Source organism: Mesorhizobium calcicola, assembly GCF_042682105.1.
GTDB lineage: Bacteria > Pseudomonadota > Alphaproteobacteria > Rhizobiales > Rhizobiaceae > Mesorhizobium > Mesorhizobium calcicola.
Window position 1 is genome coordinate 177,569 of sequence record NZ_JBHUGY010000076.1, and the last position, 12,330, is coordinate 189,898.

Annotated in this window: 11 protein-coding genes and 8 pseudogenes; 10 read left to right on the forward strand and 9 right to left on the reverse strand. The window is 63.6% G+C overall.

The genetic code is table 11. From position 1 onward, the window contains the following. Positions 1 to 359: 359 nt before the first annotated feature. The 5 genes and pseudogenes from tam to ACFSQT_RS37630 all read right to left on the reverse strand — a co-directional run bounded on the left by tam (position 360) and on the right by ACFSQT_RS37630 (position 3,150). Positions 360 to 1,125, reverse strand: a pseudogene (gene tam / locus ACFSQT_RS37605) (trans-aconitate 2-methyltransferase). A 45-nt stretch (positions 1,126 to 1,170) separates the two neighbouring features. Beyond that, a complete protein-coding gene (locus tag ACFSQT_RS37610; protein WP_379027070.1) occupies positions 1,171 to 1,335 on the reverse strand; it encodes a hypothetical protein in 165 nt (54 codons plus the stop codon). A gap of 141 nt (positions 1,336 to 1,476) precedes the next feature. Beyond that, positions 1,477 to 1,934: pseudogene (locus ACFSQT_RS39865) on the reverse strand (ATP-binding cassette domain-containing protein); the annotation flags it as partial. A 45-nt stretch (positions 1,935 to 1,979) separates the two neighbouring features. After that, a pseudogene (locus tag ACFSQT_RS39870) lies at positions 1,980 to 2,805 on the reverse strand (ATP-binding cassette domain-containing protein); the annotation flags it as partial. A gap of 201 nt (positions 2,806 to 3,006) precedes the next feature. Then, positions 3,007 to 3,150, reverse strand: a complete 144-nt coding sequence (locus tag ACFSQT_RS37630) for a hypothetical protein (RefSeq protein ID WP_379027073.1) — start codon at positions 3,148 to 3,150, stop codon at positions 3,007 to 3,009. On the opposite strand from ACFSQT_RS37630, the gene ACFSQT_RS37635 reads away from it, so the two are divergent. The 5 genes from ACFSQT_RS37635 (at position 3,149) to ACFSQT_RS37655 (ending at position 4,382) form a co-directional block, all read left to right on the forward strand. Then, positions 3,149 to 3,289 carry a hypothetical protein gene (locus ACFSQT_RS37635; RefSeq protein WP_379027085.1) on the forward strand — a complete coding sequence of 47 codons (141 nt, stop codon included), beginning with the start codon at positions 3,149 to 3,151 and terminating at the stop codon, positions 3,287 to 3,289. The genes ACFSQT_RS37630 and ACFSQT_RS37635 overlap by 2 nt on opposite strands. Positions 3,290 to 3,322: 33 nt before the next feature. Next, a complete protein-coding gene (locus tag ACFSQT_RS37640) occupies positions 3,323 to 3,532 on the forward strand; it encodes a hypothetical protein (RefSeq protein WP_379027074.1) in 210 nt (69 codons plus the stop codon). A 142-nt stretch (positions 3,533 to 3,674) separates the two neighbouring features. Beyond that, positions 3,675 to 3,863 carry a hypothetical protein gene (locus ACFSQT_RS37645; RefSeq protein ID WP_379027075.1) on the forward strand — a complete coding sequence of 63 codons (189 nt, stop codon included), beginning with the start codon at positions 3,675 to 3,677 and terminating at the stop codon, positions 3,861 to 3,863. After that, positions 3,832 to 4,203 (forward strand): GGDEF domain-containing protein, encoded by a 372-nt coding sequence (locus ACFSQT_RS37650; RefSeq protein ID WP_379027076.1) that lies wholly within the window; start codon positions 3,832 to 3,834, stop codon positions 4,201 to 4,203. The genes ACFSQT_RS37645 and ACFSQT_RS37650 overlap by 32 nt, the downstream gene beginning before the upstream one ends. Continuing rightward, positions 4,155 to 4,382, forward strand: coding sequence for a diguanylate cyclase domain-containing protein (locus tag ACFSQT_RS37655; RefSeq protein WP_379027086.1), 228 nt, complete (start codon positions 4,155 to 4,157; stop codon positions 4,380 to 4,382). Before ACFSQT_RS37650 ends, ACFSQT_RS37655 begins: the two co-directional genes overlap by 49 nt. A 125-nt stretch (positions 4,383 to 4,507) precedes the next feature. Here ACFSQT_RS37655 and ACFSQT_RS37660 read toward each other — a convergent pair whose 3' ends face one another. Both ACFSQT_RS37660 and ACFSQT_RS37665 read right to left on the reverse strand, forming a co-directional pair. Continuing rightward, positions 4,508 to 4,951 (reverse strand): hypothetical protein, encoded by a 444-nt coding sequence (locus tag ACFSQT_RS37660; protein WP_379027040.1) that lies wholly within the window; start codon positions 4,949 to 4,951, stop codon positions 4,508 to 4,510. An 86-nt stretch (positions 4,952 to 5,037) separates the two neighbouring features. Continuing rightward, entirely contained in the window at positions 5,038 to 6,045 is a 1,008-nt protein-coding gene (locus ACFSQT_RS37665) for a ribonuclease T2 family protein (protein WP_379027039.1), read from the reverse strand. A 188-nt stretch (positions 6,046 to 6,233) separates the two neighbouring features. On the opposite strand from ACFSQT_RS37665, the pseudogene ACFSQT_RS37670 reads away from it, so the two are divergent. The 4 genes and pseudogenes from ACFSQT_RS37670 (at position 6,234) to ACFSQT_RS37685 (ending at position 10,083) form a co-directional block, all read left to right on the forward strand. Beyond that, positions 6,234 to 7,168 (forward strand): annotated as a pseudogene (locus tag ACFSQT_RS37670) (alpha/beta fold hydrolase). A gap of 253 nt (positions 7,169 to 7,421) precedes the next feature. Next, positions 7,422 to 8,120: pseudogene (locus tag ACFSQT_RS37675) on the forward strand (CaiB/BaiF CoA transferase family protein); the annotation flags it as partial. Between the two features lie 91 nt (positions 8,121 to 8,211). Next, positions 8,212 to 8,436, forward strand: a complete 225-nt coding sequence (locus tag ACFSQT_RS37680) for a CoA transferase (RefSeq protein WP_379027077.1) — start codon at positions 8,212 to 8,214, stop codon at positions 8,434 to 8,436. Beyond that, positions 8,433 to 10,083: pseudogene (locus ACFSQT_RS37685) on the forward strand (thiamine pyrophosphate-binding protein). The gene ACFSQT_RS37680 and the pseudogene ACFSQT_RS37685 overlap by 4 nt, the downstream one beginning before the upstream one ends. A gap of 30 nt (positions 10,084 to 10,113) precedes the next feature. Here the strand turns inward: ACFSQT_RS37685 and ACFSQT_RS37690 are convergent. Then, positions 10,114 to 10,638, reverse strand: a pseudogene (locus ACFSQT_RS37690) (CHRD domain-containing protein). A gap of 214 nt (positions 10,639 to 10,852) precedes the next feature. Further along, positions 10,853 to 12,127, reverse strand: a pseudogene (locus ACFSQT_RS37695) (cystathionine gamma-synthase family protein). Here ACFSQT_RS37695 and ACFSQT_RS37700 point away from each other — a divergent pair. Further along, a partial coding sequence (locus tag ACFSQT_RS37700; protein ID WP_379027088.1) for a hypothetical protein occupies positions 12,086 to 12,330 on the forward strand: 245 nt, incomplete at its 3' end. The pseudogene ACFSQT_RS37695 and the gene ACFSQT_RS37700 sit on opposite strands and share 42 nt — an antisense overlap.

The following is a 12,330-nucleotide window of genomic DNA, read 5'->3' on the forward strand; positions in this document are numbered from 1 at the left end:
CCGGCAACGGTATGTTGCGGCGGCCGAGATTGAATAGCCATGGCAAGCCCGGCCCGTCGATCTCGAGCACATAGGTCGGGTAGCCCGGCGCTGAGATGCGGAAGCTGCCCGCATCATCGATCGCGCGATAGCTGCACGGAAATAACCGTCATCGCTGGTGAAGCAGCGCGCTCGCTTGGCCTCCGCCGCGATCGAGAATGCCAGAAGTGCCGCCGCGCACACGCCGCCGAAGAGCACCGTTTTCAGTGTCATCATCCAACCCCCTGCCACGCGGGCCACCGCGATCCCAACGTGATGACATGCGCACGGCGGTGAAACCGGGTCAAGCGGCCACAATCGGCGCTATGCAACGTGGATAATCAGGCCCGCTTGGCGACGATGAAAATGCGCGGAAAGCGCAAAAGTACCTGCCCGTTCGCGTCCTGGGATAGACCTTGGCGATCTTGGCCGTGTAGCTGCCGAGGAACATTTCGCGCTCGTCCGCCTCGAGCGGTTCGAGGAACGGTTTTCAGCCGGTCGCCTTCACCCATTCGACGATCGCCTCGCGTCGGCAAGCGGGTGGTTGTAGACGGTGTGCCAGATGTCCAGCCGATCGCTGAGCGGCGACAGGAGGTCATAATAGAACGACACGGGCGGCAACGGCGCGCGCGCCGCGTCCTTGAGCCTGTCGGCAAATGGCATCTCGGCGGCGGTTTCCCGCATCAGGCGGTGAGAGTCCTCGCCCATATTGTCGGGCATCTGGATGGCGAGCGGCGCGCCGCCTGGAGCGAGAAAACCCATCAGCCGCTGGAAGACCGCCGGATGCTCCGGCAGCCACTGGAACACCGCATTGGCGAAGATCACGTCGACCGGCTCGGCCGGTTGCCATTTGGAGGCGTCGCCAGGTCAAAGGTGATGTCAGGCAGCCGCGCCCTCGCCTTCTCGATCATGTCGGGCGACGTGTCGAAACCGCTCACTCGCGCATTCGGCCAGCGCTCGACAAGCAGCTCGGTCGAGTTGCCCGCCCGCAGCCGATGTCGACGCCCGCGCGGGGAAGTCCACCGGCACTTGTGCTACGAGATCACGCGCGGGTCGCGTGCGCTCGTCCTCGAACTTCAGATATTGGGCGGCGGACCAATCGGCCAGTTGAGCTCCTCATGTCGTTTGAGAATTCGCCGCCCGAAAAACCCCTTACCGCGTCAGCCTCTTGTAGGTCATGCGGTGCGGATTGACCGCATCCGGCCCGAGCCGTCGGATCTGTTCCTGTTCGTAATCCTCGAAATTGCCCTCGAACCATTCGACATGGCTGTCGCCCTCGAAGGCGAGAATGTGCGTCGCCAGGCGATCGAGGAACATGCGATCGTGCGAGATGATGACCGCGCAGCCGCCGAAGTTTCAGCGCGTCCTCAAGCGCGCCAGCGTTTCCGTATCAAGATCGTTGGTCGGTTCGTCGAGCAGCAGCACGTTGCCGCCGGTCTTCAGCATCTTTGCCAGGTGCACGCGGTTGCGCTGGCCGCCGGACAGGTTGCCGACCTTCTGCTGCTGGTCGCCGCCACGGAAGTGAACGACGCGCAATAGGCGCGCGTGTTGGCCTCGAACTTGCCGAGCTTGACCATTCGGCGCCGCCGGAAATCTCTTCCCAGACCGTCTTTGACGGATCGAGCGCATCGCGGCTCTGGTCGACATAGCCGAGCTTGACCGTTCGCCGATGCGGACCGTGCCGGCATCCGGCTTTCCTGGCCGGTGATCATGCGGAACAGTGTCGTCTTGCCGGCGCCGTTCGGGCCGATGACGCGCGAGATGCCGCCGGGCGGCAGTTTGAATTCCAGGCCATCGATCAGCAGCGTGTCGCCAAAGCCCTTCGACAGGCCGTCGACCTCGATCACCACATTGCCGAGCCGCTCGCCATGCGGGATGACGATCTGGGTATCGGTAGGCCGGCTTGTCGGCCGCATCCAGAAGATCCTGGAAGCCTGGATACGCGCCTGGACTTGGTCTGGCGGGCTTGGGGCTCGACTGGATCCATTCGCGCTCGCGGCGATGGCGCGCTGGCGGGCGTTCGTCCTCGCGGCCTTCCTGCTTGAGCCGCTGGCCTTGGCTTCCAGGTACTTGGTGTAGTTGCCCTCATAGGGAATGCCGCGGCCGCGGTCGAGCTCAAGGATCCAGCCGGTGACATTGTCGAGGAAGTAGCGATCGTGGGTGATGATCATCACGGCGCCCGGATAGGCGCGCAGATGTTTTCAGCCACGCCGTGGTCTCGGCGTCGAGTGGTTGGTCGGTTCGTCGAGCAGCAAAAGGTCAGGCTGGCGCAGCAAGAGCTGGCAGAGCGCGACGCGGCGGCGCTCGCCGCCCGACAGCTTGGTGACGTCGGCCTCCTTGGGGCGGGCAGCCCAGCGCTTCCATCGCCATCTCGACCTGCTGTTCAAGGTCCCACAGGTTCAGCCGGTCCATCTCGTCCTGGAGCTTGGCCGATCGTCGGCCGTCTCGTCGGAATAGTTCATCATCAGTTCGTTGTAGCGTTCGATGATGGCGGTCTTGGCGGCGACGCCCTCCATGATGTTCTCGAACACGGTCTTCTTCGGATCGAGCGCCGGCTCCTGCGCCAGGTAGCCGACGGTGGCGCCTCGGCGAGCCACGCTTCGCCGTTCCACTCCTTGTCGAGCCCGGCCATGATCTTGAGGATCGTCGATTTGCCGGCGCCGTTGGTTGGGGCCGAGAATGCCGATCTTGGCATCCGGATAGAAGGACAGATGGATGTTCTCGAGCACCTTCTTGGTGCCATAGGCCTGTTGGGCCGGCCATGTGATAGATGAACTGGCGTGCCACCGCGGCTTTCCCTGAAAAAACTGACTGGCCCAGAGAAAACTGACTGGATTTGTCAAATTGAATGGAGGTTGGCCGCTATGTAGGCGATGGGCGGCGAACGGCAATCGCTTTTGCCGCATAGAGCCGGTCAACGCGGAAGTGTCCGCCAATCGCTGAAGTTCCACGGTCACCGGCGCGCTGAAAGCTCGGTTAACCCTCGCGTCAAAACAGGATCGGCGTGGAATCGCTGTTTTGCGATTTCAGCAGAAAGATCGGATCGACGGCGTTGCTGAACAGTTCCTGCTCCTTGCCGAAGCGGTCGTCTACTTCAGCGTCATGGTGACGCTTTTCCGCTTCAGAACGCATTGGCCTCGGCGTCTTCGTCTGCGCGCTCGGCGTCATGCACTTCCTCGAGACTACCTCGCCACGCGTCTTCTACGGCGCACTCTGCCGTTCGGCATGGTCTCACCGGGCTCGGCGGTGCGGTTTTCGGGCAAGCTGGTGATTTCGGGCTTTTGTGCTGTATGCTAGCTTCTATATGAAGGAGGCCGCCGCACCGTCGTCAGCCGATCATATGGCCTGCTGCTCGCATGCGCTGATGATCGGGCTGGATGCGTGCTCTTCGCCTGACACGACCCATCGCGCTGCTCCCGACGGCAGGCTGCCCGACCCCGACATCGGCTTCATCGACGAGATGGGCTGGCTGATGGTGTGGGGCACGACGCTGCTCGTCATCGACGCCATCTGATCATCCTGCTCTCTGAAAAGCTCGGGCGTTACCTGCGCAAGGCACAGTTCGTGCGCATCCTTGATTTCGGTCGCCTGCACTGCTGTGCTCACCTCGACCAGGCCGGGTCTCACCGACGCTGCATTTTGTCGCCGGCGCGCCGATGCTGGTCTTTTTCGGCGGCTGGTTCGCCAAGATGGGCCGCCGCGCTGACCGTCAGCACCATGCTCGTGGCTATCTCAGATGGTTCGAGGAGCGCAGATCGCGCGCGCCGCGCGGCCTGACCGACATCTGCGACACGCTGACCTATCGCGAGCGCTATGAAGCGCCTGGTCGAACATGTCGGCCGTGATGGACTGACCGGCCTGCTGCACAGGGGGCGCTTCGACAGCGACGGTGAAGCAGCCGTTCAGGTCAGCCTGCGCACGGCCAGGCCGCTTAGCCTGCTGATCATCGATGTCGACCATTTCAAATCGATCAACGACCGTTTCGGCCATGCCGAAGGCGACAAGGTGCTGAAAGCCGTTGCAACCCTGCTCGGCGAAGCGGCAAGCGCCGAAGACCAGGTGTTCCGGATCGGCGGCGAGGAATCGCCATCCTCAGTTCGCGTCCGCACTCGGTCGCCAGGCTGTTTGGCGAAAGCATCCGCTACGCCGTCAAGGCCTCCGCCACCACCAGCCGCTTCGACCTGACCGTTAGCGCCGGCGTTTCCAGCGTCAGCGAAACGACGCGCTGCCTTGCCGACCTGTTCGCGCTTGCCGACCAGCGCCTATACAAGGCCAAGTCGACCGGGCGCGACCGCGTCGTCGGCGAGCCGGGCGGCCACGAGGCCGACACAGCCATTGCGTGGACCAAATCCGCTCAAAGCTAAAGCACGAAAAAGTGGAATCGGTTTTCGGATAAGATCGTGCTTGAGCTATGCGCTTACGGCGACTTTTTCTGCCGCCGAATGCCGGCCACCGTGGAGGACCGCCATCAGCGCGATCGCCAGCCATTTCAGTGCGGTGATGACCGGCCCGGCTGCCCCGTCGCCGGGTGCGGAAACCAGCGCCGCACGCACCGCCTAGCTGGCCACCAGCACAGCCGAAAGGCGCATCGAGACCGGCAGGCCAAGCCCGATGATGAGGAAGGCGCAGCGGCCAGCAGCAGCGAAAACTTCAGCGCGCTGGTTTCCGCCGGCACGGGAAACAGCACTGTCGCCAACGGCAGGAAAACGCCGAAAATGCCGAGCGCCGCAAGAATGATGAAGATCACCGCATTGACGATGGTGAACAGCTGGTAGGTGCCGGCACCGATCGGCTCGGAGAGTGTCCGCATCCGCGCCCACTCGGCGTCGGCATAGGAAAAGCCCGGCCATTCCATGCGGCCGTCACTGATGGCGACCATTCCCCTGGCCCAGAAAGCCAGCCGCGCCAGCGCGCCGCTCGTCATGCCATCCATTGCGACCCCCGCCCGAATGATGCGCGATGCAAGACAGCACCACGACGCGGCAAAGCGACAGTCGGGCGTCTCCGTTCGGCAGGTGCTTACTGGAATCCGATCGCGTCGACGGTTCCCGTCGGGCAGCCGGCCTTGTTGGTCGGCACCGAAGCCAGCAACAGGTCCTTGAGCGAGCTGTCGGGGCCGATCGGGCCGGCAAGGCCAAGCGTCAGTTCGCCGATCAGCCGCCTGCCGCTTGACGGATCGATGACGCAGGAGACGCGGACACGATCCCCGGCCCCAGTGCCGAAGGCGCTGTCGAAGGCGCCGCGGATCTGGTCCGCCGTCAGCTTCCCGCCAATGTTCTTGGCAAAGAGATCGCGCACCGGCGAACTGTTCACCGCGCGCATCAAATTGAGCGCGTCGGAAAAATAGTCCTGCTGGCTCTTGCCGTAGCAGGTGCCGTGCTTGATCCACTCATGCTGCTCGAGATGGGAAGCGGTCCCCGGCATCACCTGATCGAGTTCCGTGCGGGTGTTGGTATCCAAATTGACCGGCGGCAGGTCCTTCCAGTGGGCCGGATTGTCGTTGGCCTTTTCGGCTGCCGTCGCCTGGCAATAGAAATTGCCGTTCGGCTGCGGCCACAGCCCGTGCAAGGTGAAATGCGTCGCGTCGAAATCGCCAGCGCTCTGCGCCTTGCATTCGGTCTTGCTCGACTTGGTCTCGCAAAAGGCCGGCTGCCAGCTCAGCGCGAAAACATATTCGGGCTTGCCCGACGCCGCCGGCTTGCCTTGCCCGCCAGGTGCTGCCGGCACCGTCGCGGCGCTGCTGCCGGAGACATGGCCACAACTGACCTTAACCCAGCGGCGCTCCGGGTCGGCGCCCGGCACCAGGATCAGATAATGCGTCGGCGCATCCTTGTTGCCGGCAAGCAGCTGGTAGCTCTGTCCGGCATCGGTCGAGACATTGCCGGGGTTCTTGCCGTTCTTGATGGCTTGCGTCGCCGGACAGGCCGCATCGGCAACAAACGTACCGCTCATCTTGACGTCGGCATGCGCCGCACTGGCCAGCGACGCCGCCAGCATGGCCAATCCGAAAACGACACCAATGCGCATAAGAAATCCCCGGCTGAGAAGTGGGCGACAGACTGAAGCTGTCTCCATGTCAGAATTGCGATATTTTGCTGGCCAAACGCAAGAAACATCGTCGCGGAAAAGCAGGCAGGGCGGATTGACGCACAACCGGCGCCGGCGCAAACAAAGCCGGCGCCACGATGGCGGTCAGAACCTGGAGACCGAGCCGCATGTCTTTCAGCCAGCAGCGCGTGGTTCGCTCGCCGACGGGTGCCGATCTCAATCTCTTCGTCAGGCAGGCCGATGGCCGGCCGCGTGCCGTCGTCCAGATCAACCATGGACTGGCCGAGCACGCCGCGCGCTATGCCCGGTTCGCCGATTTTCTCTCCCCGCGTGGCTTCCATGTCTATGTCCACGATCATCGCGGCCATGGCGCGACCAAGGCGCCCGACGCGCCGCTCGGCAGGTTCGCCGACAAGGACGGCCCCGCCAAGGTGATCGCCGATGTCGACGCCATTCATGATCTCATCGCCAGCGAAAAGGCGGACCTGCCGGTCATCCTTTTCGGCCATTCGATGGGTGCGTCCGTGGCGCTGAACTTCCTTTTGCGCCACTCGCCGCGCGTTCATGCGGCCGCGATCTGGAACGGCGATTTCTCTCAAGGCCTGCTCGGCCAGCTGGCCTTGGGCATTCTCGGCTGGGAGAGGATGCGGCTGGGCTCGGATGTCCCATCGCGCCTGCTGCCGAAACTCACCTTCCAGGCCTGGGGCAAGGCGGTGCCCAACCACCGCACACTGTTCGACTGGCTGTCGCGCGACGAGGCGGAAGTGGCGAAATACATCGCCGATCCGCTGTGCGGCTGGGATGCCTCGGTGTCGATGTGGCGCGACGTCGTCGGCATGGCGCTCACCGGCGGCAAGGATGCCGGCTTTGCCGGCATCAGGCGCGACCTCCCCGTCGGCATTGTTGGTGGCGAAAAGGACCCCGCATCGGATTACGGCAAAGGGATCACCCACCTTGCCAATCGCATGCGCAAGATGGGGCTTTTCGAATCTCGTTTCAAAGGTTTACGCCGACACCCGCCACGAAAGCCTGAACGAGGTGAACCGCGACATCATCATGGACGATTTCGCCTGCCTGGGCCGACGGTGTGCTGAAATCATAACCCGGCCGGCACGTTGGCCCATTGCAAGGGCCGTGACAGCCATCGCCGGGCTTGATAGAGGCTCTGCTTGCGATCAACACGGTGATTTATGACTGAGCCCCCGCTGAAAGGCGTCCCGCGTCGTCGAACTCGCCCGCATCCTTGCGGGACCTTGGGCCAGGGCAATTGCTTGCCGATCTGGGCGCCGATGTCATCAAGGTCGGAAAGCCCCGATGGCGGCGACGACACCCGCAAATGGGGCCCGCCCTTCGTCATGGGCAAGGACGGCGAGAACCTGTCGGCCGCCTACTATCATTCCTGCAATCGCGGCAAGCGCTCCATCGCCATCGACTTCTCGACGCCGGAGGGCGCCGAGACCGTGCGCCGGCTGGTCGCGACGTCGGATGTGCTGATCGAGAATTTCAAGCTCGGCGGCCTGAAGAAATACGGCCTCGACTTCGACAGCCTGCGCAAGATCAACCCCCGCCTCGTCTATTGCTCGATCACCGGCTTCGGCCAGGATGGGCCCTACGCGCCACGCGCCGGCTACGACTTCATCATCCAGGCCATGGCCGGCATGATGTCGATCACCGGTGAGGTCGGCCGCGAGCCGCAAAAGGCCGGCGTCGCCATCTCCGACATCTTCACCGGCCTCTATTCGGTCATCGCCATCCAGGCGGCGCTTCGCCATGCCGAACAGACCGGCCAAGGCCAGCACATCGACATGGCGCTCTTCGACACCCAGATCTCGGCGCTCGGCAACCAGAACCTGAACTATCTCGTTTCCGGCAAGTCACCGGTACAGATGGGCAATGCGCATATGAACATCGCCCCTTATGAGGTGGTGCCGGTCAGGGACGGCCACATCATCCTGGCCGTCGGCAATGACGGCCAGTTCGCCAAGTTCTGTGCCGCCGTCGGGCTGGACGATTTGCCTGCAAATCCCGATTTCGCCACCAACCCCGCGCGGGTCGCCAACCGGGCCAGGCTGCGCGAACACGTGATCGAGGCGCTGAAGGCTTTTGACCGCGACCCGCTGCTGGCCAAAGCTGGAAGTGGCCGGCGTGCCGGCGAGGCCCGATCAACACGATCGGCCAGATGTTCGCGATCCGCAGACCATCTCGCGCGGCATGCGGCTCGACCTCGACGACGGCCATGGCAATCTTCTGCCGTCGGTGCGCGCACCGATGGTCATGTCTGGCACGCCGCTTGTCTATGAGCGCCCCTCGCCGCGCCTGGGTGAGCACACGCAAGAAATCCTTGCCGAACTGGAGAAGTCTGGACAATGAAGACCGGCGGACAACTGATCGTCGACGCGCTCGAAGCCAACGGCACCGACCGCATCTATTGCGTGCCCGGCGAATCCTACCTCGCTGTGCTCGACGCGCTGCATGACTCGCCCATCCGCACCATCGTCTGCCGCCAGGAAGGCGGTGCCGCGATGATGGCCGACTGCCAGGGACGGCTGACCGGCAAGCCCGGCATCTGCTTCGTCACCCGCGGCCCCGGCGCCACCAACGCCTCTGCCGGCATCCACATCGCCATGCAGGATTCGGTTCCCGTCATCCTGTTCATCGGCCAGGTCGCCAGCCACGCCAAGGAGCGCGAGGCCTTTCAGGAGGTCGATTACGTCAGGTTCTTCGGCGATATCGCCAAATGGGTGGTCGAGATCGACGATGCCTCGCGCATCCCGGAATTCGTCACCCGCGCCTTCGCGGTGGCAACGTCAGGCAGGCCCGGCCCCGTGGTCATCTCACTGCCCGAGGACATGCTGACCAGCGAGGTCGAGGCGCCGGAAGCCCTTCCGTATACGCCGGTGGAGACGCATCCCGGCGAAGCTGAGCTCGATGCGCTGGAAATGCTGCTCGCCGGCGCGAAGCGCCCGTTCGTCATCCTTGGCGGGACGCGCTGGGACGAGGAAGCCGTGGCGCGGATGCGCACGATCGCCGAAGCGTGGTCGCTCCCCGTCGGCTGCTCTTTCCGCCGCCAGATGTTGTTCGACCATCTTCATCCCAATTATGCCGGCGATGTCGGCATCGGCATCAACCCGAAGCTGGCGGCCGGGATCAAGCAGGCCGATGTCGTGCTTCTGATCGGCGGCCGCATGGGGGAAATGCCGTCTTCCGACTACACGCTGCTGAAAAGCCCATATCCCGACCAGGCTCTGGTGCATGTCCATGCCGATGCCGGCGAGCTCGGCCGCGTCTATCGCCCGACGCTGGCGATCAACGCCTCGCCATCCGCTTTCGTCACGGCATTCGCGAAACGCAAGCCGGCCGGCGCCCATGCCTGGGCGGACGAAACGGCGAAGCTGCATGCGGCCTATCTCGAATGGTCTACGCCACCCCAGACCGGCCCCGGCGCCGTCCAGATGGGGCCGATCATGGACTATCTGGAAAAGGCGCTGCCGGACGACGCCATCCTGACCAACGGCGCCGGCAACTACGCCACCTGGGTGCATCGCTTCTACCGCTCCCGCCGCTTCGGCACGCAGGCCGCGCCCACCTCGGGCTCGATGGGCTACGGCACTCCGGCCGCGGTCGCCGCAAAGGCGCTCTATCCGGACCGCGATGTGATTGCCTTTGCCGGTGACGGCTGCTTCCTGATGAACGGACAGGAATTCGCCACCGCCGTGCAGTACGACCTGCCGATCATCGTGATCATCGTCAACAACGGCATCTACGGCACCATCCGCATGCACCAGGAGCGCGAATATCCCGGCCGCGTCGTGGCCACTGATCTCAAAAACCCGGACTTTGCGGCCTTGGGCCCGCGCCTATGGCGGCCATGGCGAAACGGTCGAGAAGACGGCGGATTTCGCCCCCGCCTTCGAGCGTGCCCGCGCCAGCGGCAAGCCGGCGATCGTCGAGATCAGGCTCGACCCCGAGGCGATCACGCCGACCCGGACGATGACCCAGATCCGCGACAAGGCATAACGCCAACGGCATAGGTCGAACACGTCCCCTCTATCCCGCTTGGACAGAGGGGGACGCTGTCCCGCAAATCTCGCGTTGATACAGCCACAGTCGCCCTCGGGGCGACGTTACCCTCACTTCGCCTTTTTCGATCTGGCCGCGGATCTCGCCGTCCTTGTTGGCGGCGGTGTGGACGTTGACCATAATATTTGCCGGCCTCAAGGTCGGCCGCCTGGGCATCGGTCAACGTCTCCGATCCCTTGATCGGGCTTTTCAGCTTTTTGAACGGGATGACGGGTCCAGCGTTTTCACCATCGCCGCCGGGCCGTGAATGTGCGCGGCCGTCGCCGGCCCGCTGAGGCCGGAATATTTGACGTTCCAGCTAAGCTTCTTCTTGGCCGTGTCGAACGTGAGAGTGGCCGTGCCTTTGCCCTTCGTGGTGACCGGCGGGTTCTGCTGACCGCCATCGAGCGCCGCGGTGAACTTTTCCATGTCGGCTAGGGCTGGCGAGGCAAGGAAGATAGAAGCAGAGACGGCAAGCGCCGAAACGATCGGCGAAAGGGAATGCATGCGCATTTTGGAACCTCCGTTGGATGTGACACCCCTGCGGCCCCCCGCGCACGGATGCACAAGCACAACGTCGGCCGGCCAAAAGTATCCTTGGCGCACGTATATGTGATGACCGATGAAGAGAGAGGCGTTGGCCGCCCTCCTGCGATTATCCGCCTCAACGCCGGCTGATCAACCAGGACGTGCTTCTGCCTCGCTGCCGAGACGATCCGGCGACGGTTCAGACGGCGGCCAGTGCTTGCGTCAGGTCGGCGATCAGATCGTCCGGGTGCTCGACACCGATCGACAGCCTGACCGTGGTCTCCAGCACGCCGATACGTTGGCGCACGTCGAAGGGAATGCCCGAATGGGTCATGGCCGCGGGGTGGCTGGCAAGCGACTCCGTTCCGCCAAGGCTCACCGCCAGCTTGAGATCTGCAGTCCGTTGAGAAGGCGAAAGCCGCCTGCTGCCGCCCCTGATATCGAAGAGAGAAGGTCGAGCGGCACCGCTGCGACTGCAGCCCTCGTAGGTGCGGTCCGGCTGACGTGTCCTCGCCCAGGAACGGCAGCATAATGCACTTTCTCGACCATTGGCATGATCGCGCAGCGATTCGCGACCAGGCGTGCATTGTCGTTGCCCGCTCCATGCGGATCGACAGGTTCCAGCGATGCGGCCGAGCATCCAGCAGGAGTTCGGGTCGGCTGCGTGCCGATTGCGCGGCGCAGCGCCTGATGGCTTGGTGAACCCCTTGCTGCCCATGGCGGCACGCGTGGTCAGGTGGATGGCCGCCGACATTATTGGTCAGCGAATAGACGGAACATCGGCGCCATGTTGGATCGGCCTTGGAACACGGTACGAGCAGCGTGTTTGTCGCAGACGATGATCGGCGGTCGCACCTTGGCGGGCCGATCTGTCGGCTATCTTGGCTTTCAGCGCGATGTCGACAGGCTGTTGTATGTTTTTGATGGCGTCTCGATCAGGATGACGAGACCCGGCCCTTCGCGACTGCAGCGTCGGCCGCTGCGCGCACCGCCGTCTCGTCGACGCCTCGCGGAAGCCGACAGCACCAATGCAAAGCCGGAAAGCGTGGGGTCAATAGCGTCTCGGTGCCGCCATAAAGCGGCTTTGAGAATGCAGGATGGACGTTCGCCCGGCACGGCATAGGCGAGCAGTGTCGTGCGATCGCCGACATGCCGGACGAAAACAGGATGCCGGCATCCGTCCCCTCGTAGATCGCCAGCCGGTCATCGACGATTCGCTGTTGGGTTGGTTGAAGCGCGAATAGACCAGGCCAGACGCCGTGCCGCTCCGGCGGCTCCTTGCGGCCGGCGGTATAGTCGAAGAAGTCGCGTCCTCTTCGCCGATTGAAACACGAAGGTCGAGGGTCAAGGAAACAAAGGCGGCTTGACCGCGCCCTCCGAAAGATGCGGATCGAAGCCGTAGTCAGCATTCAGCGTCTCCGGGTGAAAGCTTGTGGTTGCCGATAGGGTTTTCGACGGCGCGCGGCGCGGTCATGGCTTTTTCCTGCTTTTTCGAGGATTCTGGGAGGTTGCGGACAATTATGCGATCCTGATCAGCCAGTCCTTGCTATTTTTAGGCTCGCATGGCTGCATCATCGCAACAAAACTGCCGGAGAGGCCCATAAGTGCAGCAGAAGATAAGCCGATGAGTTCGACCCGCAGGGATTCTGCGTGTGAACTGCAGGCCGAACGCCCGCA

Bases quoted from the DNA above. Each gene is read 5' to 3' on its own strand.
- ACFSQT_RS37665 (WP_379027039.1), bottom strand. From the start codon at position 6,045: ATGCGCATTGGTGTCGTTTTCGGATTGGCCATGCTGGCGGCGTCGCTG.
- ACFSQT_RS37660 (WP_379027040.1), bottom strand. From the start codon at position 4,951: ATGGATGGCATGACGAGCGGCGCGCTGGCGCGGCTGGCTTTCTGGGCC.
- ACFSQT_RS37630 (WP_379027073.1), bottom strand. From the start codon at position 3,150: ATGCGTTCTGAAGCGGAAAAGCGTCACCATGACGCTGAAGTAGACGAC.
- ACFSQT_RS37610 (WP_379027070.1), bottom strand. From the start codon at position 1,335: ATGTTCCTCGATCGCCTGGCGACGCACATTCTCGCCTTCGAGGGCGAC.
- ACFSQT_RS37640 (WP_379027074.1), top strand. From the start codon at position 3,323: ATGAAGGAGGCCGCCGCACCGTCGTCAGCCGATCATATGGCCTGCTGC.
- ACFSQT_RS37650 (WP_379027076.1), top strand. From the start codon at position 3,832: ATGAAGCGCCTGGTCGAACATGTCGGCCGTGATGGACTGACCGGCCTG.
- ACFSQT_RS37645 (WP_379027075.1), top strand. From the start codon at position 3,675: ATGCTGGTCTTTTTCGGCGGCTGGTTCGCCAAGATGGGCCGCCGCGCT.